The sequence below is a fragment of the Desulfolithobacter dissulfuricans genome (assembly GCF_025998535.1).
Lineage (GTDB): Bacteria > Desulfobacterota > Desulfobulbia > Desulfobulbales > Desulfobulbaceae > Desulfolithobacter > Desulfolithobacter dissulfuricans.
Map to the genome: position 1 here is coordinate 327,670 of NZ_AP024233.1, position 25,913 is coordinate 353,582.

Genomic DNA, 25,913 nt, shown 5'->3' on the forward strand with positions numbered 1-25,913 from the left:
AGCTTGAACCCTATACAATACCCTACCTGTCACAACTTGCAAAGCTCTGAATCAGGTGAATTTCATTTCGCCGCGATCAGACCGGGCCGCGGGAGGCGGCGGATCGTTTTTTTCTTGACTTTGAACAGGGGAAAGGGATTAGGGTTATCTTAAAAGCCAGGACCCGGTAAACAACACGGTCTGTCTGCAGTCCCCTGCCGGGGCCTTCCATCTCCTTTGCCGCGCAGTCGGACCCCATGTCGAACTAACTGTATCCTTGATGAAAACAAAAGAAACCGACCAGAAAACTGGTCCAGACAAGCGTTTCCTGGCCCGGTTGCGGGGCCTGCTTCGCTTCAACCGACCGCCCGACACCACTAAGGAGCTGGAGCAGGAAATCCAGGAACTGCTGGAGGAGGGCGAAGAACAGGGACTGATCAGCTCCCAGGAAGAGCGGCTCATCAACTCGATTTTCGATTTCCGGGAAACCGTGGCCTCGGAGATCATGACTCCATCGGTGGAAATGGTCTGCGCCGAGGAGAGCACGCCCCTGCCCGAGCTTATCCGCCTGGTCACCGAGGAGGGTTTTACCAGGATTCCCATCTACCGGGGCAACCAGGACAACATCATCGGTATTCTCCATGCCCGGGACCTGCTGCGGATCTGCTCCCGCCAGGATGAGGGTTCCGTCTCCCTGCAGCCCTATCTCAATCCCCCCACCTTCATTCCGGAATCCAAGCCGATAACCGAGCTGCTGCGGGACTTTCAGGCCAAAAAGACCCACATGGCCATTGTCACTGACGAATTCGGCGGGGTGCGTGGCCTGGTCACTCTGGAAGATGTCATCGAGGAGATAGTCGGCGAGATCGATGATGAGCACGACCAGGAGGAACGGGAACTCCTGGTGGTGGATGAGCGGACCATCGTGGTGGATGCCAAGATCGATATCGAAGAGGTGGAAAGCCACTTCGGGATCAAACTGCCCGAGGGGCCCTATGAATCGGTGGGTGGTCTGGTCATCCATCAGCTCAGCCGGGTTCCCCAGGCCGGTGCCGAAATCCGGATCGGGCCACTGATCTTCAAGGTTCTGGCCGCTGACAAGCGGAGGATCAAGAGCGTCCGGATCCGGCGGGAAGGGTAGCGATCCCGCTGTCGCTTGAATGTATAAGTTCGACCTCAATCATTTGCCAATCATTTGCTTGAGGCCACCGTGAAAATATGTGGTCCAGCCATGCTGGTTCGTTCAAAGGGTAAACGGTAGTAACTAAATGGTACCATCATCCAGTCCTGTGCGGTTGACGGGCTCTGCTCTGGCAACCGCTGCACTTCTCTCCCTGGCCATGCCCGGCGGAGCCGGAGCCTGGATGCTGCTTTTTGTCGCCTTTATTCCCCTGCTGGGTATCTCGCTTCATCAGACGCCCCGGCGTGCGGCCTTTTTCGGCCTGGTCGGCGGGCTGGTCTATCACCTGGTACTGCTCTACTGGATTGTCATTGTCCTTGGTCGTTATGGAGGCCTGCCCCTTTGGGTGGCTGTTCCCGTGCTTCTGGTCCTGGCCCTGTACATGGCCCTCTACTGGGGCCTGTTCTGTCTGCTTCTCAGCTTTTTCGCCGGCCGGCATTTCTACCGGGAACGTCCCCTGTCCACCATGGTGTGGATGGCGCCGCTGCTCTGGACCGGGCTCGAGTATGGCCGGGGCCTGCTCTTTTCCGGTTTTCCCTGGATGGATATCGGTTATGGCCTGGCCGGGCAGCCGGGGTTGATCCAGGCCGCGGACCTGGGCGGGCATTACCTGGTGGGCTTCTGGCTCATGCTGGCCAACAGCCTGATTTTCTATTTCGTGCACCGGCAGAGGCCCGGGGTGGAGTGGAACCGGCGCCGCGAGCAGCGGGTGATGATGGGCTTGTGCTGTTTTTTTGTCTTTGTGGCCGGGTATTCCCTGCTGCGCTACCGGATGCTGGCCCCGCTGGTCCAGCGGACCCTCCAGGCCCGGATCACCGTGGTCCAGGGGAATATCAGCCAGGACAGGAAGTGGACCCCGGCCTTCAAGGCCTCCACGGTGGCCGCCTATGAGCGTCTTTCCCGCCAGGCCCTGGACGAGCACACCTCGGAGCTGGTGGCCTGGCCCGAGACCGCGTTGCCGTTTTATCCCCAGGATGATCCTCTGGCCGCCAGGCTCTACGATTTCACCCGCCGGGAAAATGCCTGGCTGCTGACCGGGGCGCCCACCTACCGGCGGTTGGCCGGACAGGGCCCGGCCGGCAGGGACAGGATTACCTTCTTCAACTCTGCCCTGCTGATCTCGCCCTCGGGTATCGTTACCGGCCGCTACGACAAGCAGCATCTGGTACCGTTCGGGGAATATGTTCCCCTGAAAAAGTTTCTCCCCTTTCTCGAGCCGGTGGTGGAGAGTGTGGGTGATTTCTCGCCAGGTACCTCCCTGGAGCCGCTGGCGGTGGGCGACATGAAGATCGGGGTGCTGATCTGCTTCGAGTCCATCTTTCCCGAGCTGGCCCGCCAGGAGGTCCTGCGCGGGGCCAACATTCTCGTCAATCTGACCAATGACGCCTGGTACGGCCGGTCCAGCGCCCCGCATCAGACCTTTGCCATGGCCATCTTCCGTGCTGTCGAGAACCGCCGTTCCCTGGTGCGGGCCGCCAATACCGGCATTTCCGGGTTTGTCGACCCCCTGGGCAACGTCCTCGCGCGGACCGGGCTTTTCGAGGCCGCCGCTCTGACCGGGAATGTGCCCATGTACAGGGAGCAGACCCTTTTCACCCGTTCCGGTTATCGGTTCGGGGCCGTCTGTCTGGCCATGATCCCCACTCTGCTCATTTTCTGGCGCCGCCGCTAGGCCGGTCTTTCCCGGGAGGTGACGGGTGGAGCGGCCCGCCGGCCTGGGATAACATGGCTTGAGAGTTTGGTTCTGTTCTGGTAAAATATAAGGTTCTGGTTCTGTAGAAATTGCGCTGCAGCCGGGCAGCTTGAACATACCAACGAATGCAAAAGGAAAAAAGTTATGGCTCAACTGATCGACGCCTCGGAAGCGAAACAGAAACTTCAGGATCTCAAGGGCCGGATGCTGGCCCTGAAGGAGCATCTTTGACTTAGCCGGCAAGAAAGAGGAGGCGGCCAGGCTGGAAAAGGAGACCATGGATCCGGAGTTCTGGAATGACCAGGCCCGGGCCAAGAAGGTCCAGAAAGAGCTTGGCCAGCTCCAGGACATCATCGCGGTCTGGGAAAAGAACTTCGAGGACCTGGAAGAGGCGGACATGCTGCTTGACATGGCCGTGGAGGAGCGGGACGCCGAGACCTACGACGAGGTGGTCTCGAGCCTGGACGAACTGCGCCAGCGGGTCGACGTGGTCGAAGTCCAGTGCATGTTCTCCGGCGAGCATGACATGAACAACGCCATCCTCACCATCCATGCCGGCGCCGGGGGTACCGAGGCCCAGGACTGGGTCGACATGCTCATGCGCATGTACCTGCGCTGGGCCGAGGACAAGGGCTTCAAGACCGACGTCCTCGACCACCTGCCCGGTGACGAGGCCGGGACCAAGTCGGTCACCATCCTCATCAAGGGCAAGTATGCCTTTGGCTATCTGCGTTCCGAAGTGGGCATCCATCGACTGGTGCGAATTTCACCCTTTGACACCTCTGGTCGCAGACATACCTCCTTTGCCTCGGTCATGGTCCTGCCCGAGCTCGATGATACCATCGAAATCGACATCAATGAAAAGGATCTGCGCATCGATACCTACCGGGCCAGCGGCGCCGGTGGCCAGCATGTCAACAAGACCGACTCGGCCATCCGCATCACCCATCTGCCCACCGGTATCGTGGTCCAGTGCCAGAACGAGCGCTCCCAGCACCGGAACAAGGACATGGCCATGAAGATGCTCATGGCCCGCCTCTACGAGAAGGAAAAAGAGGAACAGGCAAAGGAGCAGGAGAACCTCCACGGCGACAAGAAGGAGATCGCCTGGGGCAGCCAGATCCGTTCCTATGTGCTCCAGCCCTACCGGATGATCAAGGATCATCGCACCGATCATGAGGAGGGCAACGTGGATGCGGTCCTCGACGGCCGGCTGGATCCATTCATCAAATCCTACCTGCTCTGGCAGCCATCGTAGTGGATGCACCAGGGGTGGAACAGCGGGACACCCTCGACAAGGCGGTGCGGGACTGTGCCAAATGCGGATCCTGCTCAGTGGTCTGCCCGGTCTACCGGGTCAGTGGTCGGGAGTCGCTGACTGCGCGCGGCCGGCTCCATCTCCTGGGAACCGAGCTTGCCGGTGCTGCCTCGCCACGTTTTCAGGAGATCTTTTCCCGCTGTCTGCTCTGCGGCGCCTGTGAGTCGGTCTGCCCCCGTAACCTCGAAGTGACCGAGGTGGTCAGTCTGGCCCGGAGCCGGTTTCCCCGGTTTTACGGTCCCCATGGAGTGGTCAAGGAGCTGGCCCGGATGACTCTGGACCATCCTGCGCTTCTGCAGGGGTTGGTCCGGGCGGGTATCAGTCTTAAACGGCTGCAGGCCCTGCCCGCCACCAGCGGACTGCGGATAAGGCTGAGTATCCTCGAGGAAGTATCTGGTTCCGGCATGCCGGAACCGCATCTGGAAGGACAGGGCGCTGCGGATACGGACCCCGGGATCCAGTATTTCACCGGCTGCCTGGCCCGCTACCTGCAGCCCTCGGTGGCCGGGGCGACACAGAAACTGTGCCGGGCTGCCACGGGCATGTCCGCCGTGGCACCCGGGGTCCAGGCATGCTGCGGACTGGCCGCCTGGTCGGCCGGAAAACGCGACCAGGCCCGGGAGCTGGCCCGGCAAAACATCCAGGCCTTTGGTGATTCTTCCGGCCCGATCCTGACCTCATGCGCTTCCTGCTCGGCGCATCTGAAGCGATATCCGGAACTCTTCCCGGATGATTCCTCCTGGCAAGAGCGGGCCCGCGAATTCAGCCGCCGGGTGTGTGAGTTTTCAGAATTTTTCCTCGCTCACCGGCAGAGGGTCTCGTTTGTTGCCCGAAACGGGGTACCCGTTTTCTATCACGATCCCTGCCATCTCCGATTTTCCGCTCCTGGACGGGAAATGCCGAGAAAGCTGATCAAAACTGTGGCAGGGGCGTACCTGCTCAATCCGGAGCGCCCGGGGCCCTGCTGCGGCCAGGGAGGGCTTTTTCATCTCGGCTGTCCCGACCTGTCGGACCGTATCTTTACCAGAGCGGCAGAGAGCGCCCTGGCCCAGGGCCCGGAGCTGGTGGTGACCACCTGCTCCGGCTGCCTCATGCAGTGGCAGCAGGGCATGATTCGGCGCGGTAAACCGGTTGCCGTGACCCATCTTGCTGTTTTTCTGGCCGGTTGTCTTGGGCAGGATACGCCGGAACTCCCCAGGGAGGTTGTGATGGAGGCAGAGTAAGAAAATCCTTGTCTGAAGGTGGTGGTGCTGCTAAGAGTGTGTCGAAGACAGACAAGTACTGGTTGCGGGGACAGATAAGGTCGTAAGGTATTCAAGGGGTTGATCCGGTTTCATGGGAACGAGTATTCGTAAGGCACTGGAAGAACAGGAGCGGCGCATTCTGTCGCCGTACGCCTGTCTGAGCTGCAAGTCCCGGGGCCGGCTGCGGGACGAACCGGATCATTGTGATCTGCGAACGGTTTTCCAGCGTGATCGGGACCGGATTATTCATTCCAAGACCTTTCGCCGGCTCAAACACAAAACCCAGGTCTTCCTGGCCCCGGCCGGAGATCACTACCGGACCCGGCTCACCCATGTGCTGGAGGTCTCCCAGATAGCCCGGACCATTGCGGTCTGTCTGCGGCTCAACGAGTACCTGACCGAGGCCATTGCCCTTGGGCACGATCTCGGCCACACGCCCTTTGGCCATGCCGGTGAGTTCAGCCTCAACCAGCTCCATCCCGGCGGCTTCCGGCATTATATCCAGAGTCTGCGGGTGGTGGATTTCCTGGAAAATCATGGTACAGGGCTCAACCTGACCTGGGAAGTACGCAACGGGATCATCAAGCATTCCAAGGGATATCGTGATATTCTGCCCGAGGATTCCTCTGAACTGCCCGCAACCCTTGAGGGACAGGCGGTCCGGGTGGCTGACATCATCGCCTATCTCAATCATGACATGGACGATGCTCTGCGGGCCGAGATGATCAGGGAAACGGATCTGCCCCGTCATCTGCGTCAGGTGATCGGTGATAACCCGTCCCGCCGGATCGATGCCATGGTTCGGGACTTGATAAGCGAGACCCTGCGCCACGATGATGGCCGGCTGCACCTGAGTTCGATGATGCAGGAAACCATCACCGAACTGCGGACCTTTCTTTATGACCATGTGTACCGGAACCACCTGGTCCATGCAGAGTTCGAGAAGGCGCAGAAGATCATCAAGGAACTCTACAGTTTCTTCATGGAACACGAGTTTCCCAACTGCTCCGGCATCCCCTTTGCCGAGCGCCCGGTCCTGAAAGGGGTTGAGGATGAGCGGAAGCGGCACCGGCTGGTCTGCGATTTCATCGCCGGCATGACCGACCGGTACGCCCTGGATCTCTATACTCACATTTTCATGCCCCAGCCGTGGAGTGTGCTCTAGTACTGTTTTAGTGATGGATGGTGTCCGGGCGGACGTGTCGCCTGTATATTTGTCGGACCTGCTGAACTGCAGCTCCTGACTCTTTTTTCATGTAACCTGTTTTTTGTTTTTATTTATTGATATGTCGAAAAAATACGATCTACCCAAGGCCTACGAGTTCAATGAGGTGGAGGCCCGCTGGTATGCCTACTGGCAGGAACATAAAACCTTTGCCGCCACCATGGAGGAGGGCAAACCCTCCTTTTCCATTGTCATTCCGCCGCCTAATGTCACCGGAGTGCTCCATATCGGCCATGCGCTCAACAATACCCTGCAGGATATCCTGGTCCGCTACCACCGGATGAAGGGCGACAATACCCTCTGGGTTCCGGGCACCGATCACGCCGGTATCGCCACCCAGAATGTGGTCGAGCGGCAGCTGGCCACCGAGGGGAAGACGCGCCATGATCTTGGTCGGGACAAGTTCATCGAGCGGGTATGGCAATGGCGCGAGGAAAAGGGCGGCACAATCATCAACCAGCTCAAGCGGATAGGCTCGTCCTGCGACTGGGACCGGGAACGGTTCACCATGGACGAAGGCCTGTCAAAGGCGGTGCGCGAGGTCTTTGTCCGGCTCTACAACGAGGGACTGATCTACAAGGGCGATTACATCGTCAACTGGTGCCCGCGCTGCCATACGGCCCTGGCCGATGATGAGGTGGAGCACGACCCCACAGACGGCAAACTCTATCATATCCGGTACCCCTTTGCCGATGGTTCCGGACATGTGGTGGTGGCCACCACCCGGCCGGAAACCATGCTCGGGGATACCGGCGTGGCCGTCCATCCCGAGGACGAGCGCTACCAGCACCTCAAGGATGTGGGTATCAGTCTGCCGCTTACTGACCGTACCATTCCCGTGGTTTTTGACCGCCACGTCCAGCGGGAATTCGGTACCGGCGCCCTCAAGGTTACCCCGGCCCATGACCGGGATGACTATGAGATCGGCCTGCGCCATAACCTGGAGATCCTCAAGGTCATGGACGATCACGGGGTGATGAACGAGGCCGCCGGCAGGTACGCCGGTCTGGACCGGTTCGAATGCCGCAGGAAGATTGTCGAAGACCTGAAGGAACAGGGCTTCCTGGAGAAAATCGAGGACTACCAGCACGCAGTGGGCAAGTGTTATCGCTGTTCCACCGTGGTCGAGCCCATCACCTCCAAACAGTGGTTCGTCTCGGTGCGGCCCCTGGCCGACAAGGCCGTTGAGGCGGTCCGGGAAGGGAAAATACGCATCTTCCCCAACACCTGGTACAACACGTTCTACTCCTGGATGGACAACATCCGCGACTGGTGCATCTCGCGCCAGATCTGGTGGGGACACCGGATTCCGGCCTGGACCTGCCAGGACTGCGGCGAGGTGATCGTGGCCTCCGAGGATCCGGACACCTGCCCCAGGTGCGGTTCCACCCGGCTCGAACAGGAGACCGATGTGCTCGACACCTGGTTCTCCTCGGCCCTGTGGCCTTTTTCCACCCTGGGCTGGCCGGAAAATACCAGGGAACTGCAGATGTTCTATCCCACCTCGGTTCTGATCACCAGTTTTGACATTCTCTTTTTCTGGGTCGCCCGGATGATGATGATGGGAATCCATTTCATGGGTGAGGTACCCTTCCGCGATGTGTACCTGCACGCCCTGGTTCGGGACAAGCACGGCAAAAAGATGTCCAAGTCCACCGGCAACGTGATCGATCCGCTGGTGATGATCGAGAAGTACGGCACCGATGCCTTCCGTTTCACCCTGACCGCTTTTGCGGCCCAGGGCAGGGAGATCCGCATGGACGAGGACCGGATCGAGGGCTACCGCCATTTCATCAACAAGCTGTGGAATGCGGCCCGCTTCGCCCAGATGCACATCAAGGACTGTGATCCGTCAATCACCCGGGTTGTCGATGATCCGCAGTCACTGCCCCTGCAGCACCGCTGGATCCTGAGCCGGCTGGATAAAACCATCGGCGACGTGCGCCGGGACCTGGATGGCTACAACTTTAACGAGATCGCCTCGGCCATCTATCAGTTCACCTGGCACGAGTTCTGCGACTGGTACGTGGAATGGATCAAACCTGAACTCTACGGCGAAGATGCCACCTACCAGGAGCAGGCCCGGGGCGTACTGCTGACGGTGCTGGAGAATATTCTCAAGCTCCTCCATCCCATTGCGCCCTTTGTCACCGAGGAGATCTGGTCGGTGCTGCCCGGTGAGCGTTCCACCATCATGCTCGAACCCTTTCCCGAGGTCCGGCCGGAGTGGGAGGACGCGGACGCTGAACAGGAGATGGGGCTGCTCATGGACGTGATTTCCGGAATCCGCACCATCCGCAGCGAGGCCGAACTGCATCCCACCGCCAAAATAGAGGCCACGGCCATCTGTCCTGACCCGGAGAAGCGTCGGCTGATCGAGACCTTTTCGCCTTCCATCGAGGCCATGACCAGGGCGGAAAAACTTCATGTCACGCCCGAGGCGGTGATCCCCGATGACGCCGGCCATGCCCTGGTCCAGGATGTGGAGCTCTTTGTGCCGCTCAAGGGACTTATCGACGTGGAGGCAGAGCTGGACAAGCTGGCCCGGGAACGGACCAGGCTTGAAAAGGAGCTCAAACGGGTGGAGGGCAAGCTTGGCAATGAAAAATTTCTTGCCAATGCCCCCGAGGCCGTGGTCGAGAAAGAACGGGAGAAACAGGCCGAACTCCAGGCCCGGCTGGAGAAAAACCAGGCCAACCGGACCCGGCTGGAAAAGCTGCTCTGAGCGGGTTCGGGGGCGGGCGGTCCTCTTCTGCAACCGATCCCTCGATTGCCTTTCATCCCATAAAGGAGGACAACGGTATGGATACCTTCCTGCTTGACCGGCAGCTGCGCCGTTTTATAGAAGAAGATCTGGAACACGGTGATATCACTACCGATGCGATCTTTGACAACACGGCCACCGGCCTGGCCACCTTTATTGCCCGCCAGGACATGGTGGCCTGCGGCATGGAAAAGGTGGCGGCCCGGGTCCTGTGTCTTTTGGGCACAGGCACCCTGACCTTTGGCCAGATAGCCAGAGACGGTCAGGCATATGGAAAAGGCGATGTCCTGATGACGGTGAATGGCCCGGTCCGAGCCCTGCTGCGTGGTGAGCGGGTGGCGCTCAACCTGGTGCAGCGTCTTTGCGGGATCGCCACTCTGACCCGCCAGTTTGTCGACCGGGTGACCGGCACCGGGGCCAAAATCACCGACACCCGCAAAACCACCCCGGGTTTACGGATGCTGGAAAAATACGCGGTACGAACCGGCGGTGGGGTCAATCACCGCTATTCGCTTGCCGACGGGGTGCTGATCAAGGACAACCACATCGCCGCCTGCGGTTCCATCATCGAGGCGGTGAAGCGGGTGCGGAGCAATGTTCCCCATACCATTCGCATCGAGGTGGAAACCGATACCCTGGACCAGGTCCGCGAATGCCTGGACTGCCGGGTGGATGTGATCATGCTCGATAACATGGATCTTGAAACCATGCGCGAGGCCGTCTCCCTGGTGAACGGGGCCGCCCTGGTGGAGGCCTCGGGAGGCGTTACTCTGGAAACCGTGCGGGATATCGCCAGCACCGGGGTGGACCTGATCTCGGTGGGAGCGCTCACACATTCGGCCCCTGCCTGCGATATCGGCCTGGACTGGATCTGAATCAAAGCGGGTGTTGCCCGCAACCAAATAAGTTGAAGACGCCTGATAATTTTCTTGTTCTTTATGACAGGAATTCAGGCGTAAGGCACAAAAAACGCACAATGCCCCGTCTCTTTGTAGCCATTGACCTGCCCGCCGACGTCACCACCGGGCTGGGCAGTATCTCCTGCGGCCTGCCCGGTGCCCGCTGGGTCCCCCCGAACAGCTGCACCTGACCCTGCGTTTCATCGGCGATGTGGACGGTGGGGTCTTTGCCGATATCCGCGAAGCCCTGGCCGGGGTGCGCTCTGATTTTTTTTCCCTGAGAATCAAGGGAGTTGGCTTCTTTCCGCCGCGTAAAAGGCCACGGGTGATCTGGGCCGGAATCGAACCAAGCGAGGAACTGATCCTGCTGCACAAGCGGATCGAAACCACCCTGGTCGGCTGTGGTCTGTCCCCGGAGGGACGAAAATTTTCTCCCCACATCACCCTGGCCAGGCTCAAAAACACGCCGCTTTCCAGGGTGACCTGTTTTCTCGGCCAGCATGCGCTGCTCGCCAGCCGCACCTTCACCGTGGACCGGTTTCTGCTCTATTCCAGCGTGCTGGGCCGAAGTGGGGCCAAACATTACGTGGAGGAGGAGTACCTGCTGTAGGCTGCCGGCAGGGTGAGGGCAAGGCAGGTGTGCAGCCGTTCGGAGGCGGCTGCGGGCGGTCGCGACCTGCCGTGGCCAGGCCCGGAGGGTGGCCAGGAAACCGGGGTGAAGCCAAGACCCAGGTGCAGGTGCATGGAGATGTTGTTGTCCGGCCGGACAAAGGAGAGCAGCTGCCTGCCCCGGCAATGTTCCCCGGTATAGCGGATCGCCAGGCGCAGCAGCCGGCCACCGATACCCCGGCCCTGGCAGGACTGGTGGACCGCGAGGCCCCGGATGGTCCAGATCCCCGAGGGTTGCCTGCAGCTCAGCCGCAGGTAGCCGATGACATCGTTATGGACCCGGGCCACGATGAGTGGCCGTGTTCTACTCCATCCGCCATGACGGGCTGGACCTGTCCAGCCCGGAACCATCGGTTCCGGCCGGGTGGGGTCATGATGGTGGTGGATGCGGTAGACGACCATGGTTCCAGTGGCGGAGTCCTCCTGCGGACCAGAAAAATGTGATGACTACTGAAATGCAGCCTTCGATGGATGAAGGTGTCGGGGCTTGCTTGTTTCACGGGTGTCTGTGGCCTGGATGGCCACAGTCAAGCCCCCAGAGACGGGTTTATGGCGTCCCGTGCAACAAGCGAGGTCCGACACCGGTTTCAATGCTGAATATTGATGGTAATCACATAAAAAAAGGGTTTACAGGATATCATGAAATCCTGTAAACCCTGCAGTTTCGCTGGAGGCGACGACCGGATTCGAACCGGTGAATAATGGTTTTGCAGACCACTGCCTTACCACTTGGCTACGTCGCCTCTTCTGTGACGGCACTTTATAACATAGATTTTGATTTTGACAAGGGGAAATAACGAAAATGGCTGCCACCCTGGAAACACTGGTTCAGGATAACGAGGAACAGCTTCGCGAACTGGAGTCGGTTATCGGTTATCAGTTCAAGGATATCAGCCTGTTGCAGTTATCGCTCATCCACAGCTCCTTTGCCTTTGAGCGGCTCGGTTCCGGATTGCATAATGAGACCCAGGAATTTCTGGGCGACGCGGTGCTGGATCTGACGGTGGGATACATCCTGTTCAAGCGATTTCCAGAGATGCGGGAGGGCAAGTTGACCCGGATCCGTTCCGCCCTGGTCAATGAGTCCGGGCTGGCAGAAATGGCCCGCAAGATTAATCTGGGCAAATATCTGCTGCTGGGCAAGGGTGAAGACGCCTCCCGCGGTCGGGAAAAACCGTCCATCCTCTCCTGTGCCTTCGAGGCCGTGGTGGGGGCGCTGTTTCTTGATGGCGGCTACGGCGCGGCCCTGGAGTTCGTTCAGCGGACGTTCGGGCCGCTTATTGACGAGGGACGGGATCGGTTGATGCTGGCTGATGCCAAGTCGAGCCTCCAGGAAAAGCTGCAGGAAAAATACAACGAAGGGCCCCAGTACGTCCTGGAGGATGAGGAAGGCCCGGCCCATGCGCGTATCTTCACGGTCTCGGTCCGGTTCCGGGACGAGGTACTCGGCACCGGCAGGGCGTCGAGCAAGAAGGAGGCAGAGCAGCAGGCGGCCCGGGCGGCGCTGAACTCCTTTACCGAAGAGTCCCCCGCTCCGGCTGCCGATAATCAGGCGGCAGGCTGATTCCAGAGGCATACTATTCGTGTCCCGCCAGCTGGTCATCCCGGTTTTCATTCCCCACGAGGGATGCCCTCATTGCTGTGTGTTCTGCAACCAGCACCGGATCAGCGGTCAGCGTCGTAAGGTGACGGCCGGTGATGTCCACCGGACCATCGAGGACTGGCTCGGCTATGGCCGCGGCAACCCGGCGACGGTCCAGGTGGCTTTTTTCGGCGGCAGTTTCACCGGCCTGCCCCTGGAGCGGCAGGAGGAGCTGCTGGGCGCGGTGCAGCCCTGGCTTGAGCGGAACCTGGTCCACTCCATCCGGCTTTCCACCCGGCCGGACTATATCGATACCCGGGTCACGGATTTGCTTTGCAGGTACCGGGTCGGGGTGGTGGAACTCGGGGTGCAGTCCATGGACGACAGCGTGCTTAGCTGCTGCCGGCGCGGCCACCTGGCCCGCCATACCCGCCAGGCCATACCGTTACTGCGCCGGGTCGGGTTGCAGGTCGGGGCCCAGCTCATGTTGGGGTTGCCCGGCGAGAGCCGTCAAACCCTGCGGGCAACCGTGGATGCGGTCATAGCCCTGGCACCGGATTTTGTCCGCATCTATCCCCTGCTGGTCCTTGCCGGCAGCGAGCTGGCGTACAGGTACGAGCAGGGGCAGTACCGCCCCCTGAGCCTGGAATACGCGGTACTGCTGGCGGCCTGGATGAAAAAACGGTTTGACGCCGCGACCATTTCAGTGGTACGGATGGGCCTCCAGGCCGGACCGGAACTGGAAGAGGCCCTGGTAGCTGGACCCTACCATCCGGCGTTCGGCGAACTGGTCCAGAGCCGGATCATGCTGCAGAAGGCGAGAAAACTGCTCGCCGGTGCGGCTCCGGGCAAAAGATATCTTTTGCGGATAAACAGCAGGGACCAGTCCATATTCCGAGGTTTCAGATCCGCCAACCTGCGTCGCCTGGCCCATCTCGGTCTGCTCGACCGGTTCACCCTGCATCCTGATCCGGCCCAGCCCCGCATGACCCTCAGCCTGGTTCCTGTTTCCTGACAAACAGCATGGCCGGACCTGTTTGGGCATTATTCATTCACAGTCACTGAAAAGAAATCACAGTCATCCATGCTCAGTATCAACAATCTTAATCTCCAGTACGGTCGCAAGCACCTGTTTCGGGATGTGTCGGTCCAGGTCCATGACGGCGAGCGCATAGGGCTTGCCGGCGTGAACGGGGCAGGTAAATCCACCCTGCTGAAAATCATGGCCGGCGAGATGGAAACCGATCCCGGTATTGTCAGCCGGGCCTCCTGGTTCACGGTGGCCTACCTGCCCCAGGAAATCACCATCGAACTCACCAGCCGCAGCCTGTACGAGGAGGCCGAGACCGCCTTTGCCGACGTCCTGGCCTTCCAGCAGGAGATGGAACAGATCGGTGAGCAATTGGCAACGCTTCCCCCGGATGATCCTGAGGTGGACAGGCTGCTGGCCCGCCAGGGAGAACTGCAGCAGCATCTCGAAGGGCGGGACGTCTTTCGCATCCGCCCGCAGATAGAGCGCATTCTCTTCGGGCTCGGGTTCTCGGCCGCAGATCTTGACAAAGAGGTGGCCAGCTTTTCCGGTGGCTGGATCATGCGGTTGCTCCTGGCCAAGCTCCTGTTGCGCAAGCCATCCCTTCTGCTCCTGGACGAGCCCACCAACCATCTGGACATCGAGTCCCTCACCTGGCTCGAGGAGTTCCTGCTCCAGTACGACGGCGCCATGGTGATCATCTCCCATGACCGATCCTTCCTCGACCGGGTCACCTCGATCACATGGGAACTGAGTCTCGGCCGGCTTACGGTCTACAAGGGCAACTACTCCCACTATCTGGTGGAAAAGCAGCAGCGGCTCGAGCTGGAACGGGCCGCCTATGAAAACCAGCAGGCCAAGATCAGGCAGACCGAGCGGTTCATCGAGCGGTTTCGCTCCAAGGCCACCAAGGCCCGCCAGGTCCAGAGCCGGATCAAGCAGTTGGAGAAGATGGAACGGATCGAGCTGTCGGAAACAGACCGTTCCATCCGCTTCTCCTTCCCGCCGGCCGCCCCTTCGGGCCGTGATGTTCTGACCCTGAAGGGTGTTCGCAAGACCTTTGGTGATCGGGTGGTTCTCGATGGGCTGGATCTCCATCTCCAGCGGGGCGACAAGCTGGCCGTGGTGGGCGTCAACGGGGCCGGCAAAACCACGCTTCTCAAAATTCTCGCCGGGGTGGAGGATGCCGAGGGTACCATCCGCATGGGGCACAACGTGATTCTCTCCTATTTCGGTCAGCACCAGGCCCAGGAACTGCCGGGCGAGCTGAGCGTGCTCGATACGGTCTACCACGGGGCCGAGGAGATGACCATTACCCAGGTCCGCTCCCTGCTTGGAGCCTTCCTGTTTTCCGGCGACGAGGTGGAAAAAAAGGTCAAGGTCCTGTCCGGGGGGGAAAAGAGCCGGGTTGCCCTGGCCAAAATGCTGGTGCGGCCGGCCAACCTCATGCTCCTGGACGAGCCCACCAACCACCTCGATATCTCCTCCCAGGAAGTGCTGCAGGAGGCCATGGCCCAGTACGAGGGCACCATTATCGTGGTCTCCCACAACCGCTACTTCACCAATTCGTTTGTCAACAAAGTGCTGGAGATCCGTGACGGCAGGGCAACCCTGTACCAGGGCAATATCGACGATTACCTGGCACGGCGCAAAAAAGAGGAGGAAAAACAACATTCGCCTCAGTCCAGGGACCGAAACGCGGACTCGGAAGGAAAAGGGACCGCTGTGGCCGATAAAAAAGCCCTGCGCCGCCAGCGGGCCCAGCTCCGTCAGGAGATGAATCGTAAACTCGGGCCGTTGAAAAAGCAGGTCAAAACCGCGGAACAGGAAATCGAAAAACTGGAAGAGCGCAAGGCCGAACTGGAACAGCTTATGGCCGATCCTGAACTCTACTCCGATTCACAGCGCTGGAGCGAGACCAGCAGGGAGTACAACGCACTGGAACGGCGTCTGGAACGCTGGTATGGAAAATGGGAAGAAGCTCAGGAAAAAATTGAGGCTCTCGAAGAAAAAGTCGAGGTTTAAAAGAGGTTCCCCGCTCCCTGTCAGATAAGCCCGTGTTCTGACCGTCTATACTTTCTCTCTCGAACTGGAACTGGCCGCCTGTGGTCGGGTCCCGTGATCAGAAAAAGTACCTGATGCGCAGTTCAATTTTATCAGTATTTGTCTTTTCACCATATTCACTGTTATCAGCACCATTGAGCAGTGAATACCTGAGCCGCAGCTCCCAGTTGGTAAACCCGGTGTAGAGCAGTTCCGGAGTCAGGGTCCAGGAGTTGTCGTCAAGGTTGATGATGCCGGTGATCCCGGGGGTGAAATAGACAATATCGTACGGCTCCTTCCAGGTAATCCTGGCATAGCCGTAGTTTTTTCGGTTCTGAAAGGCTCCGTAACCGTTTTGGCTGACGGTCTGTGCCTTTTCAAGCAGCAGGGTTGCCACCGTGGGATCACTTTCTCCCTGTGCCTCATTGACCAAGTGATAGTAGCGGCTCATCTCTTCTTCGGAATATCCCGAACCGTTGTGGTAATACTCCAGAATCGTAGTGATGTTCTGCTCGGAAAGGTAGCGCATCCCCAGCAGGAAGCTGGCAGAAGAAGATTCTTCCACTCGCAGTTCCCCGTTTTGTTCCAGGACGACCCGGTCAGCATGGGGAATCCAGGAAAATTCTCCATGAATGGCAAAGTTGGTGGCAAGGTTTGAGGCAAAGTCGATACCATACCGAGAGGATCGACTGTCGCCGGTGAAATACAGAAAATCAATATCGGTGTTTTTCACCAGGAAATAGAGTTTGGCAGCCAGGTTGATATTGTCCTTCCGACCGAAATCATCATTCACCCCGTCCCATACCGGCAGGATACTGACCGAGGCGGCCATGGATTCCAGGGTGGAGCCAACACTGCGGACCCAGGATGTTTCCAGGCTGACAAAACCTTCCATGTCTTCATCTGGATCATTGGGGTCCTTACGCTGGTTGAGAAAACCCACCGGGTTCCAGGCATAACCGGTTCCCCATTTGTAGGACTGCTTTCCCGCCTCCACAGTTACCGTGTCTGTCGGGCGCAGCCGCAGATAGGCCTCGTAAATATTCGCCCAGTCATCATACTGATCCTGGTCCTGGCTGGCCGATGCCTTGAGCAGCCAGTTGAAACTGCTTTTTTTAATACTGTAACTGCCGACGAGCTGAAGGGTTCCGGTCGTCCTGTCCAGGGTCGAACGCTCCGTGTTCCGGACATTGAGAAAATAGAGGGCACTGTCCTCGTTGTAGGAAAACTGCTCGAATTTTCCCTCAACATAGCCTCCCCATTGCAGAGATTTTTTTTCAAAGGCATCCGGATCAAAGTCAAAACCGTCCAGGTCGTCTTCGGCTGCCCGGGAAATCCCGGCCGCGAGAAGGACCATGCAGAATCCCAGGGCAATGGCGGGCATGTTCCGGATCATCGTATACTCTTTATCTCGTCTTGATGGTATCAGCTCTGCCCCCGGGTATCAGCGAAGTTCATCAACTCGGGGCATGAATTCCAGGCTGAAGACTTCGTCGTCAAATTCCCGTTTTTTTATTTTGGCAAAGATCATCACCGAACGGTATCCTTTGTGCAGAGGGCTGTCGGTTATCAGCTTCGCCGGGCGGACGACACCGTCGCCTAAATCCTTTATGTCACTGTAATGCAGGGTCTTGATGAGCATTCCCGAACTGGCGAAGCACTGGATATCAAGCGGCTGCACGGTTTTCTTGTCAACCGTCATTTTCAGCCGGTCATAGGCAACGGCCCGGGTCTTGGCCTGCAGTTCCAGGGACCATGTATCCCCCTGGTCAATCACCGCGGCAACATCATACTCCACGTGAAAATCCAACCGCAGAATGTCGGAATTGTTGAACACGCCACCCACCACTGACTGCAGGCTGGTTATCCGGATCGGCTTGCCCACATTGGGGATGTAGAGCCACATGTTGTCGCCAATCCGCAGGGAAACCCGTCCTTTTTCACTGGCCGGTGAGAGAAACAGGGCCACCATCCTGTCTTTGCCCTTTTTAGCGGTGTAGAATACAAATTCTTTTTTTCTGCCGTCTGGTTCTATATTGATCAGCTTTCTGTACATTTCATAGGATTCAGGCTGAAGATTGGCATCCACCTGGCGGAGCAGGGCGTTGCCGTCAACAGCCAAAGCCTGCCCAGGCAGTGCGGCCAGCAGACAACCGATCATCAGGTACAACACTGTGTTTTTCATCTCTGTCTCCTGTTCGTAGGGTTGTGCATTCTTCAACCTGAGAAACAATAAACCTTATACATGGCGCAGGGCCTTGATTGGATCCATGCGTGCCGCCTTGATGGCAGGCTGCAGGCTGCCGAGAACAGCTATGGCCACGACGATCCCGGCGATGGCGAGAATATCAGTCGCTCCGATGGTCGGAGAGAGCAGCAGACCCTTTTGCCGTCCGAAATCAAAACTGAGGCCGACGGCATTCATCCAGGCTATTCCGCCCAGGCTCAGGCCGATACCGATGATAGTGCCGAGAATGCCGAGCAGCAGCCCTTCGGTCACAAAAAGCGCCAGAATCCTGGCCGGTCTGGTGCCGATGGCGGCAATGGTGCCGATCTCGTTGATCCGTTCATACACGGCCATGATCATCACATTCATAATCGATACCAGAACAATGGCAACCAGCATGATCTTGATAAACAGGGTCAGCAGGTCGATCATGCGGGCAATATTGAAAAAGGGAGAGAGCTTTTCCCAGGTGTGAATTTCAAAAACAGGCTTGCCCTTTTTGTTTTTGATGGAACCGAGTTCCTGTTGCAGCTGGTTGTAGACAGGATGCAGCATATCCATGTTTTTCAGGCGGATGGCCACCTCGCTGGCTTCTTTGGAGTCTATACGCAGCAACTCGCGCGCATCCTGGATATGCATGACACCGTCACGACCACCCGGGCCGGAAATGCCCTCCAGAACCCCGCGCACAGTGAATGTCTGTCCGTTGACCGAGCCGTCCTTGTTGTTAGCCACCAGCACGATGGAGTCGCCGATCTTCACCTTCATGCCTTTTGCGATCAACTCGGGGATCAGTATCTCGCCCCGGCCGATAAGGCCGTCCTTTTTTCCCTTGATGATCCGGGCAGCCAGCAGGGGCACGGTATTCATCTCCATTTCCGGATTGACAGCAGCGAGCCTGATATTGGTGGTCTCACTGAAGTTGGAAAACATGGCTCCAAAGCGGATGCGTGGAGAAAATGCCTCAATTTCCGGATTGTTTTTAAGTAGTTTGCTGATTTTTTTAACCTGCTTTTCGTTCAGGTTCCGGTCCAGCGGCAGGCTGTCCATGGAAGAGAGATATCCTTTTTTGTGGATCTGGATATGGCCGATCATGGAGTCGGTGATTTGGCCGACCATCATGTTTTTAAACGAGCCCGACACCGAGACAAAGAGCAGGACTGAAACCACGCCAAGGGTTATGAGGATGGAGGTCAGCAGGGTGCGCCGTTTATAGCGCCAAAGGTTTCTTGCGGCAATTTTTATTATATTATACATGGTTACCTCTTTTGCTGTCTTCCTGGCTTATCAGGCATCCATCTTCCAGTGTAAAAATTATTTCTGCATTTTTGACCACCCGCGGGTCGTGGGTGGAAAAGATAAAGGTGGTGCCGAACTCGTCGCGCATCTTTTTCATCAGGTCAATGATGCGCTCGGCTGATTTCCGGTCCAGGTTGGCCGTGGGCTCATCGGCCAGCACAAGAGGCGCATTGGTGACCAGGGCCCTGGCAATGGCCACCCGCTGCTTCTGGCCGCCGGAAATCTGGCGGGGAAACTTGTTTGCCTGGTCGGCGACACCTACGGCTTCAAGCAGCTCGTTGACCTGTTTTTCCCGCCTGGCCTTTGGCCAGTTCTGGACCATGATCAGGGGATATTCGATGTTTTCAAACACCGAAAGTACCGGAATAAGGTTGAAGTCCTGGAAAACAAAGCCGATGTTTTCTCCCCTGAAAGCGGCGGCCCTGCTTCTGCCCATATCCGAGATATTCTGTCCAGCCACCTTCAGTGTGCCGCTGGTGGGCGGATCAAGACAGCCTATCATGTTGAGCAGGGTGGATTTTCCGCTGCCGGAAGGGCCGACAAAGGCGACAAAAGAGGATTCGTCGACGGTAAAGGATACGTCCTGTATGGCCTTTACGCTTACCTCCCCGGACTGATAGATCTTGGTGATGTTGCTGCACTCCACAAGATGCATGAATTTTCCTCCGGTAGAAGAAGTCTGGTATTGATACTACTTAATTTTTTACAAATGAATACGTTGCAATATTGGTTTGATCTTTCGGTCAGCAATGATAAGCAAAAAACAGGCCATGGGCAAAGAGAAACAAGAATAAATCGTTTTTTCGATAGGCTCCTTTTGATGTGATGAACAGTTATAAGCAAAATGTGCTGTAATTTGCGGTGTTTATTGTGGATATCGTATTGTTTTGCCAAACTTGTGAGGAGGCGCTGCCGATAACGGTGAAAAACACTATTTACCCTGGTAATAGCAAAAAAAATCGACAAGCATGGTTTTTTGTCGACGTTTTTGTCGAAACTGTCGATGTGAAACCATCTTCACAGCTATTCCTGTATTGGTTCAGCGAAAATGAGACTTTCCGAGTGTTGCCTCTCACATTAACTGGTTCTGATTTTTCTGATTATCTTGCTAATTGTGCTCGGGGTGGTCAATTTTCGGTTAGCACAACCAAGGGAATCCGTGTCCTCGGGGAATTGCTGATTTTTATTGACATCCTCCGAAGCGAAAATAAAACTATATCTAAAGACAATTATGGATGTATCTAATGGTTCTCGCCAGATAATAGCAGCGGCCCCAACTGCTTAACATCGTGTGCCGTCCAGGGTAATCCCGTCAGGCAGGTCTGGCAAACTACCGGGCTTGTCAACAATTCACATTTTTTCTGCCACTTGCACGCTTCGGAGGGTAATTCGTTATGAAAACGGAAAGAATGATTGGGTCTGAGAGATTTAGTCGAATGGTGAGGCGGGTGAGAGAAGTGCATGCTTTCTCGTTGCCGATAATTTTTCTTGTCATGTTCCTGGTGTTTACATCTTTTTCTTCAGCCTGGTCGCTGGAGCCGAGGTTAAGTGACAGTGTCAGGGTCATGACCCGAAATCTTTACCTTGGGGCTGACATCTTCAGAATTGTCCCTGCGCTTGCTGATCCAGATCCTTTGGCAATTCCGGAAGCTGTGGCGGAAATATACAGTATAATGCAGTACACTGATTTTGTGCAGCGGGCCGAGGCTGTCGCCGATGAGATTCAGCGTTACAGGCCGGACCTGATCGGTCTGCAGGAAGTGACCACCATTCGTCGCCAGGCGCCCGGTGATTTCGTGCAAGGTTTCACAGCGCCTAATGCCGAGGAAACGGTCTGGGATTACCTTGATATTCTTACCCGCGCCTTGGCTGCCCGGAATCTGGATTACCGGGTCGCCGCGGTTGTTACCAATGCCGACGTGGAACTGCCGATGTTGACAGGTTTTGATTCCGCCGGCGCGCCGACATTCGATGATGTCCGTCTCACGGATCATGATGTTATTCTGGTCCGCGGTGACGTGGATGTCGCCAATCCCTTTGTCTACAATTATACCAGTAAAATCAGGGTACCTGTGGATGACAGCCTCTGGATTGAATTTGTTCGTGGTTTTGTGGCAGTGGATGCGACCGTCAGGGGACAGACCTATCGTTTCGTAAATACGCACCTGGAAGTAGGGGGGCTGCCGGGTGACATTTTTTCTCGGATCCAGGCCGACCAGATGCAGGAACTTCTGAGTATCTTGGCCGCGGAAGACAAAACCGTCATCCTGGCCGGAGATTTCAACAGTTTTCCCGGGAGTGACCCGGGATCGGACGTGCCATATACCCAGGCTGTAGATGCAGGTTATCTGGACACCTGGATCCTGAGAGAAAGGAAAGCTGATGGTTATACATGCTGTTTCAATGAAACGCTGGATGATCCATGGGCTCGGCTCTACGAGCGGATCGATCATATTTTTGTCCTGCCCAGGGGCAAAGATGTGAAAAAGGTAAGGGCCAAGGTGGTCGGCAACAGGATTTTCAACATGACCGATGAAGGCCTGTGGCCGTCGGATCATGCCGGGGTGATTGTCGGAATAAGGTTTTTCCGGGAATAGGACCGGTGGTGACCTGTCCTTGCTGGACAGGGATTTTTCGCGGCATGAACCAGGTCGGTCCTTCCTTCCTGGTTCATGCCGCAAGCAGAAAGTCAAGGCGTATCTGGCGACTCTGAGACTTGTTTGTCACCGAACCCCTCAACACTCCCGAGGGATCAGCTTATCAGCTTGCCGTCGCTATCGTCTGCCCGCATGGATGACCGTCAGGGATTTTTTCCCTGGATCTATCGGTCTGCGATTTTAGACTGGATTATTTTTCTACCATCTCGTCCGCCAGGCCTACCCATCCTCCACCCATGGCTTTGTAAAGCTTTATGAGAGCGGCGTAAATGTTGCTTGCTGTCTGTACATGTTTGATTTCGGCCGAGTAAAGGCGTCTCTGGGCATCCAGCACGGTAAGGTATCGCAGATATCCTGTCTCGTAGCGGATCCGTGAGAAGTTTTCATAGTCCTTCAGAACCGCTATGTATCGTTGCAGCTCGGTATACTGTTCCTTCTGTTTCTGAAGATAGATCAGTGAATCGTTGACTTCCCTGAAGGCCGTCTGCACGGTCCACATGTAGTCGTTGAGCACCTGACGGTAAACGGCGTGCGCCTGCTGAAGCTCGCCGCTGATTTTTCCTCCTGTAAAAAGAGAGCCGGCAATGTCCGAACCAATGCTCCATACGTTGGAAGAACCGGTAAGCAGTTCGGAAAGTTCCTTGCTCACATAGCCCAGTAAACCGGTCAGCGAGATCGAGGGAAAGTATTTTGTCCTGGCGATGCCGATGCGGGCGTTCGCCGCGACAAGATCCTGTTCTTTCTGCCGAATATCAGGGCGCCGCGAAAGAAGATCCGAGGGCAGGCCGGCCGGGACATCCGGCGTGCCGAGGGATTCCAGCGAGCGACCCCTTGGAATCCGGCCTGGATTGAATCCGCACAACAGGCTGAGGTAGTTTTCCTGAATAGAAATCTGGTATTCTATTTCAGGAATCAGCACTTTGATTTCTTCGTACGAGGAAAGAACCTGCGCCAGCTCAAGGTTGGATATCTGTCCTTTTTCCTTCTTGATCAGGTAAACATCAAGTAATTCTTTCCTGGACTTGAGGGTATCGCGTGAAACCTCGAGTTTTTTAACCAGGGTCAACAGGTTAATATAGTTCAATGCTACATCGGTGGTCAGACTCATCACCACAGCCTTGCGGTTTTCTGCCGCCGAAAGTAGCTGCGCCCTTGCCTCCTCCGTGGACCGGGCGATACGGCCCCATAGATCGAGCTCCCAGCTGACCGGAAGTTGCAGGAGATAGTTCGACGAAATCCTGTCCCCTCCTATAACTGTCAGGTCTCCATTCCCGCTTTTCTGCTGTCTTGAAGCCCGGGCATCGTATCCGAGCTGGGGATACTTGAGCGCGGTTGTCGAACGCAGCCGTCCCTGCATCTCGTCGACCCGGGCAACAGCGATTTTCAGGTAGTGATTGTTCCTGAGCGCAGCGGTTATCAGATCATTGAGCACAGGATCCTGGAACTGTTCCCACCATTTTTTTTCAGAAGCTTCGAGATTTGTAGGCAAAGTTGTCCGCCATCCGTCCGGTGAGGAAACGACCGGCGGCTTGAAGTCTTCAGTTACGGCGCATCCCTGCAGACAACAGGTCACCAGAAAGATGATGACCGCCACCACGGTACCTTGCATGCCGATCGGCTGATGGCAGGGGATGGTCGAGAGGCTGCCTGGCAGGGACAGTGGATACTTGCGTAACATATTAATTATTTGGTGAATTTTTTTGCAAAATTCCATGCAGCCTCGCTGGCGGAAATATAACGGCCGTCTTCCGGGGTATTGCGCCGCCCATGGCCGCCCGGCCAGACATGCTTGCCGTTCTTGATAGTGATAAGCTCAAAGGGGGCGCCACTGGTGCAGGTATAAGTAGTATGCTTGATCACACCGTGGAGGATTTCCACTTTGGGTGGGGCGCAGTCCCTGGTTGCCGTCATCATCCTGACGGTTTCCTCGACCGAACGATGACGCACTCCTGCCCTGCTGTTGTGACCCATACCCCCTTTATAGGGAACATTGTCATCCATTTCTCCGTGGATGTGGAGTACAGCAACCTGGTTGGCCTTGTCACTGCAACTGTCAACTGCCAGCGTACCTGATACAGCGATAATGGCGGTAATTTTCTCCGGAATTTCGCAGGCCAGTCGGTATGCCAGCATGGCACCGTTGGAAAAGCCGGCCACATAGACCCGCCGGGGATCGATACCATACTCGCGCTGCATTTTGTCTATGAGATTGGAGATAAAGGCGACGTCATCCACATTGAAACGGACTGCGGGACCACAACACGACCCGGCATTCCAGGTTCTCCGGTTTTTAACCTGTCTCCGCATGGCATATCTGGGGCCGGTGCCATTTGGATAGACAACGATAAATCCCTCTTTGTCAGCCACGTTGTCCATACCGCTGGTCCGTTCCATGGCGGCGGCATTGCCAAGCCCTCCATGGAGAACGATCATGAGAGGCGGTGCCTGGGACGTTGTCGCAGATGAGGGTTTGTAGACGATGAAACTTCGGGTTTCACCGTCGACAAGCATTTGCAGGGATTTTTTTTCCGCCACACCGCCGTTCCCGGAGCTGACAGTGGCGGCACAACCGGTTGTACTCGTGATGAGAAGAGCCGAGATCAACATGACGGTCCTGAAAAAATACGACATGGTACTGTTCTCCGAATTTTGATTATATTTTTCATCGCAAGGTGGTCTGCGCACGCCATTTTACTCTTCCTGCGAACTGAGATAATCGAGAAACGCATCCTCTATCTCCTTTATCTGGGCAAGTTCGTTGGTCAGTTCCTTGCAGATGGCTTCGAACCAGCGGATAGACGATTCAATTTTTTTTCGTTCAGCGATGATTTCGTGAATCGGCGCATTGGCCGGGAGTCGGCCTTTCTCGTCGAAGAAAAACTGGATCGCCTCCGCCACCTGGCGGTTGAGATTGACATATTCGATCTGCTCTTCGATAAAGCTTCTGACCTGGGCAGAACGAAAGCGGGTTATCGTTGCTTGCCTGAGGGCTTTGAGGGACTCGGGCAGATCGTCCGGTGTACTGGTGGTGCTTTCCGGGTCGGTGTCGAGCAGACCGATGGGTTTTCTGGTGCCTGCTTTCAGCTGGTGCTCCGGTTGCTTGTCGTTGGTCATGTCAGGAAAATTTTCCTCTGGGTTCCCTGTGTTGGTTCATGAAGGAATGTTACTGTACGGATCGCGGACCGCTATCTGCTAGCAGTAGCCGAAGGAGCGGGCCAGTTCCGCGACTTCCGGGTAAAGTTGTCCGCCGTCGTCTCTCCAGGGAAGCGGACCTTCCAGGGGTGGCGGTTTCGGCTTGTGCTGGCGGAAGCTGGGGCCTCGGAGAAAGTTGGGATCATTTCCGTACAGGGCATTTATAGGCCCGAAACAGGCAAACGGCGATCGCTCCGGATGCATCATCTCGTCGATGGCCGCGTCGTCGTCACGAATTTCCAGCCATTGACAGATCTGGCGGAGATACCGGACCGGCTGTTCCATCAGTTTTTCTCCCTGCAGGCGCATCTTGTTCCTTTCAGGCACCATGTCCAGAAAATTCATAATGGTGATGTTGATATTGTACCACGCGATCTGCGGTTCGATGATGGCCCTGTCTCCCCGGAATTCCAGCGCGTTGACCCAGAGGGCGAAGATGCCGTCGTTGAGTTTCATCACCGATTTGCACTGGGCGACGGGATGGCGGAGCAGATGGATGAAACGAGCATCGGGAAATGTTTCCAGTATCCTCTGCAGGTAGCGAAGCGAGAGGGAATACAGTGGACTTTTCTCGACAATGATGAGCGGATCGAGCTTATCGGCCAGTTCCCTGTAGACTTCTCCGGAGCTACGTTCCTGGCGGGCGGCAGCCCAGTGATTCGCCATGTGTACTGTGGCGGCGGTCTGCTCGCCACCATATATTTCGGCCACGGCCCGCAGAAGGCCGTTTCTGCGCTTTGGTTGCGTTACATTGTCTGTGGGCTTGCGACGCCACAGATCCTTGAGGTGTTCAACATTGAAAAGGTTGAGTTCCGGCAGACCGAAAGTCTGCGGATGCTGACCTATCATGGCGTTGATAACCGAAGTGTAGGATCGTGGCGGGGCCAGCAGAAAAAGTGGAGGTGCCATATG

22 protein-coding genes and 1 tRNA gene are annotated in these 25,913 nt (G+C 56.8%); 13 read left to right on the forward strand and 10 right to left on the reverse strand.

What is annotated here, in order from left to right; all coding sequences use genetic code 11:
• Positions 1–259: 259 nt before the first annotated feature.
• The 8 genes from GF1_RS01420 to thpR all read left to right on the forward strand — a co-directional run bounded on the left by GF1_RS01420 (position 260) and on the right by thpR (position 10,912).
• The gene (locus GF1_RS01420) at positions 260–1,120 is read left to right on the forward strand and encodes a hemolysin family protein (RefSeq protein ID WP_267927842.1); all 861 of its coding nucleotides are present in this window, start codon (positions 260–262) and stop codon (positions 1,118–1,120) included.
• A 127-nt stretch (positions 1,121–1,247) separates the two neighbouring features.
• The gene (lnt, locus tag GF1_RS01425; protein ID WP_267927843.1) at positions 1,248–2,831 is read left to right on the forward strand and encodes an apolipoprotein N-acyltransferase; all 1,584 of its coding nucleotides are present in this window, start codon (positions 1,248–1,250) and stop codon (positions 2,829–2,831) included.
• A 165-nt stretch (positions 2,832–2,996) separates the two neighbouring features.
• Positions 2,997–4,110, forward strand: a protein-coding gene (prfB, locus tag GF1_RS01430) for a peptide chain release factor 2 (RefSeq protein ID WP_267927844.1) whose coding sequence is annotated in 2 segments (ribosomal slippage) — positions 2,997–3,080 and positions 3,082–4,110 — 1,113 coding nt in all. Because the reading frame shifts where the segments join, the coding sequence is not laid out codon by codon here.
• Positions 4,111–4,124: 14 nt separating this feature from the next.
• The gene (locus GF1_RS01435; RefSeq protein WP_267927845.1) at positions 4,125–5,393 is read left to right on the forward strand and encodes a (Fe-S)-binding protein; all 1,269 of its coding nucleotides are present in this window, start codon (positions 4,125–4,127) and stop codon (positions 5,391–5,393) included.
• 112 nt (positions 5,394–5,505) lie between these two features.
• Entirely contained in the window at positions 5,506–6,579 is a 1,074-nt protein-coding gene (locus GF1_RS01440; RefSeq protein ID WP_267927846.1) for a deoxyguanosinetriphosphate triphosphohydrolase, read from the forward strand.
• 121 nt (positions 6,580–6,700) lie between these two features.
• Positions 6,701–9,364 (forward strand): valine--tRNA ligase, encoded by a 2,664-nt coding sequence (locus tag GF1_RS01445; RefSeq protein WP_267927847.1) that lies wholly within the window; start codon positions 6,701–6,703, stop codon positions 9,362–9,364.
• 77 nt (positions 9,365–9,441) lie between these two features.
• On the forward strand, positions 9,442–10,278 hold the full coding sequence (gene nadC, locus GF1_RS01450; RefSeq protein WP_267927848.1) for a carboxylating nicotinate-nucleotide diphosphorylase: 837 nt from the start codon (positions 9,442–9,444) through the stop codon (positions 10,276–10,278).
• Positions 10,279–10,504: 226 nt separating this feature from the next.
• Positions 10,505–10,912 carry an RNA 2',3'-cyclic phosphodiesterase gene (thpR, locus tag GF1_RS01455; RefSeq protein ID WP_267929093.1) on the forward strand — a complete coding sequence of 136 codons (408 nt, stop codon included), beginning with the start codon at positions 10,505–10,507 and terminating at the stop codon, positions 10,910–10,912.
• Here thpR and GF1_RS01460 read toward each other — a convergent pair.
• Both GF1_RS01460 and GF1_RS01465 read right to left on the reverse strand, forming a co-directional pair.
• Complete coding sequence (locus GF1_RS01460; RefSeq protein WP_267927849.1) at positions 10,885–11,373, reverse strand: GNAT family N-acetyltransferase; 489 nt, start codon at positions 11,371–11,373, stop codon at positions 10,885–10,887. The two genes, thpR and GF1_RS01460, sit on opposite strands and share 28 nt — an antisense overlap.
• 266 nt (positions 11,374–11,639) lie before the next feature.
• Positions 11,640–11,714, reverse strand: a tRNA-Cys gene (locus GF1_RS01465).
• A 59-nt stretch (positions 11,715–11,773) separates the two neighbouring features.
• Between GF1_RS01465 and rnc the strand changes: the two genes are divergently transcribed.
• The 3 genes from rnc (at position 11,774) to GF1_RS01480 (ending at position 15,608) form a co-directional block, all read left to right on the forward strand.
• Complete coding sequence (gene rnc, locus GF1_RS01470; protein ID WP_267927850.1) at positions 11,774–12,535, forward strand: ribonuclease III; 762 nt, start codon at positions 11,774–11,776, stop codon at positions 12,533–12,535.
• A gap of 19 nt (positions 12,536–12,554) precedes the next feature.
• On the forward strand, positions 12,555–13,568 hold the full coding sequence (locus GF1_RS01475) for an elongator complex protein 3 (protein WP_267927851.1): 1,014 nt from the start codon (positions 12,555–12,557) through the stop codon (positions 13,566–13,568).
• A 69-nt stretch (positions 13,569–13,637) separates the two neighbouring features.
• The gene (locus tag GF1_RS01480; protein ID WP_267927852.1) at positions 13,638–15,608 is read left to right on the forward strand and encodes an ABC transporter ATP-binding protein; all 1,971 of its coding nucleotides are present in this window, start codon (positions 13,638–13,640) and stop codon (positions 15,606–15,608) included.
• A 97-nt stretch (positions 15,609–15,705) separates the two neighbouring features.
• Here GF1_RS01480 and GF1_RS01485 read toward each other — a convergent pair whose 3' ends face one another.
• From GF1_RS01485 to GF1_RS01500, 4 genes are read right to left on the reverse strand one after another with little or no spacing between them, the layout of a single operon-like run.
• On the reverse strand, positions 15,706–17,022 hold the full coding sequence (locus tag GF1_RS01485; protein ID WP_267927853.1) for a hypothetical protein: 1,317 nt from the start codon (positions 17,020–17,022) through the stop codon (positions 15,706–15,708).
• Positions 17,023–17,070: 48 nt separating this feature from the next.
• Positions 17,071–17,811: an outer membrane lipoprotein-sorting protein gene (locus tag GF1_RS01490; protein ID WP_267927854.1), complete on the reverse strand. Its 741-nt coding sequence runs from the start codon at positions 17,809–17,811 to the stop codon at positions 17,071–17,073.
• A gap of 54 nt (positions 17,812–17,865) precedes the next feature.
• Entirely contained in the window at positions 17,866–19,110 is a 1,245-nt protein-coding gene (locus GF1_RS01495) for an ABC transporter permease (protein WP_267927855.1), read from the reverse strand.
• Positions 19,103–19,807: an ABC transporter ATP-binding protein gene (locus tag GF1_RS01500; RefSeq protein ID WP_267927856.1), complete on the reverse strand. Its 705-nt coding sequence runs from the start codon at positions 19,805–19,807 to the stop codon at positions 19,103–19,105. The genes GF1_RS01495 and GF1_RS01500 overlap by 8 nt, the downstream gene beginning before the upstream one ends.
• A 266-nt stretch (positions 19,808–20,073) precedes the next feature.
• Here GF1_RS01500 and GF1_RS01505 point away from each other — a divergent pair, with 266 nt between their 5' ends.
• Together GF1_RS01505 and GF1_RS01510 are read left to right on the forward strand one after the other, a co-directional pair.
• Positions 20,074–20,397 carry a hypothetical protein gene (locus GF1_RS01505; RefSeq protein WP_267927857.1) on the forward strand — a complete coding sequence of 108 codons (324 nt, stop codon included), beginning with the start codon at positions 20,074–20,076 and terminating at the stop codon, positions 20,395–20,397.
• A 149-nt stretch (positions 20,398–20,546) separates the two neighbouring features.
• Positions 20,547–21,749, forward strand: coding sequence for an endonuclease/exonuclease/phosphatase family protein (locus GF1_RS01510; RefSeq protein ID WP_267927858.1), 1,203 nt, complete (start codon positions 20,547–20,549; stop codon positions 21,747–21,749).
• Positions 21,750–21,999: 250 nt separating this feature from the next.
• Here the strand turns inward: GF1_RS01510 and GF1_RS01515 are convergent, their stop codons facing one another.
• The 4 genes from GF1_RS01515 to GF1_RS01530 all read right to left on the reverse strand — a co-directional run bounded on the left by GF1_RS01515 (position 22,000) and on the right by GF1_RS01530 (position 25,910).
• A complete protein-coding gene (locus GF1_RS01515) occupies positions 22,000–23,487 on the reverse strand; it encodes an efflux transporter outer membrane subunit (protein WP_267927859.1) in 1,488 nt (495 codons plus the stop codon).
• Positions 23,488–23,492: 5 nt separating this feature from the next.
• Entirely contained in the window at positions 23,493–24,440 is a 948-nt protein-coding gene (locus GF1_RS01520; protein WP_267927860.1) for an extracellular catalytic domain type 1 short-chain-length polyhydroxyalkanoate depolymerase, read from the reverse strand.
• A 60-nt stretch (positions 24,441–24,500) separates the two neighbouring features.
• The gene (locus tag GF1_RS01525; protein ID WP_267927861.1) at positions 24,501–24,923 is read right to left on the reverse strand and encodes a hypothetical protein; all 423 of its coding nucleotides are present in this window, start codon (positions 24,921–24,923) and stop codon (positions 24,501–24,503) included.
• 78 nt (positions 24,924–25,001) lie between these two features.
• Positions 25,002–25,910 (reverse strand): sulfotransferase family protein, encoded by a 909-nt coding sequence (locus GF1_RS01530; RefSeq protein ID WP_267927862.1) that lies wholly within the window; start codon positions 25,908–25,910, stop codon positions 25,002–25,004.
• Positions 25,911–25,913: the final 3 nt, after the last annotated feature.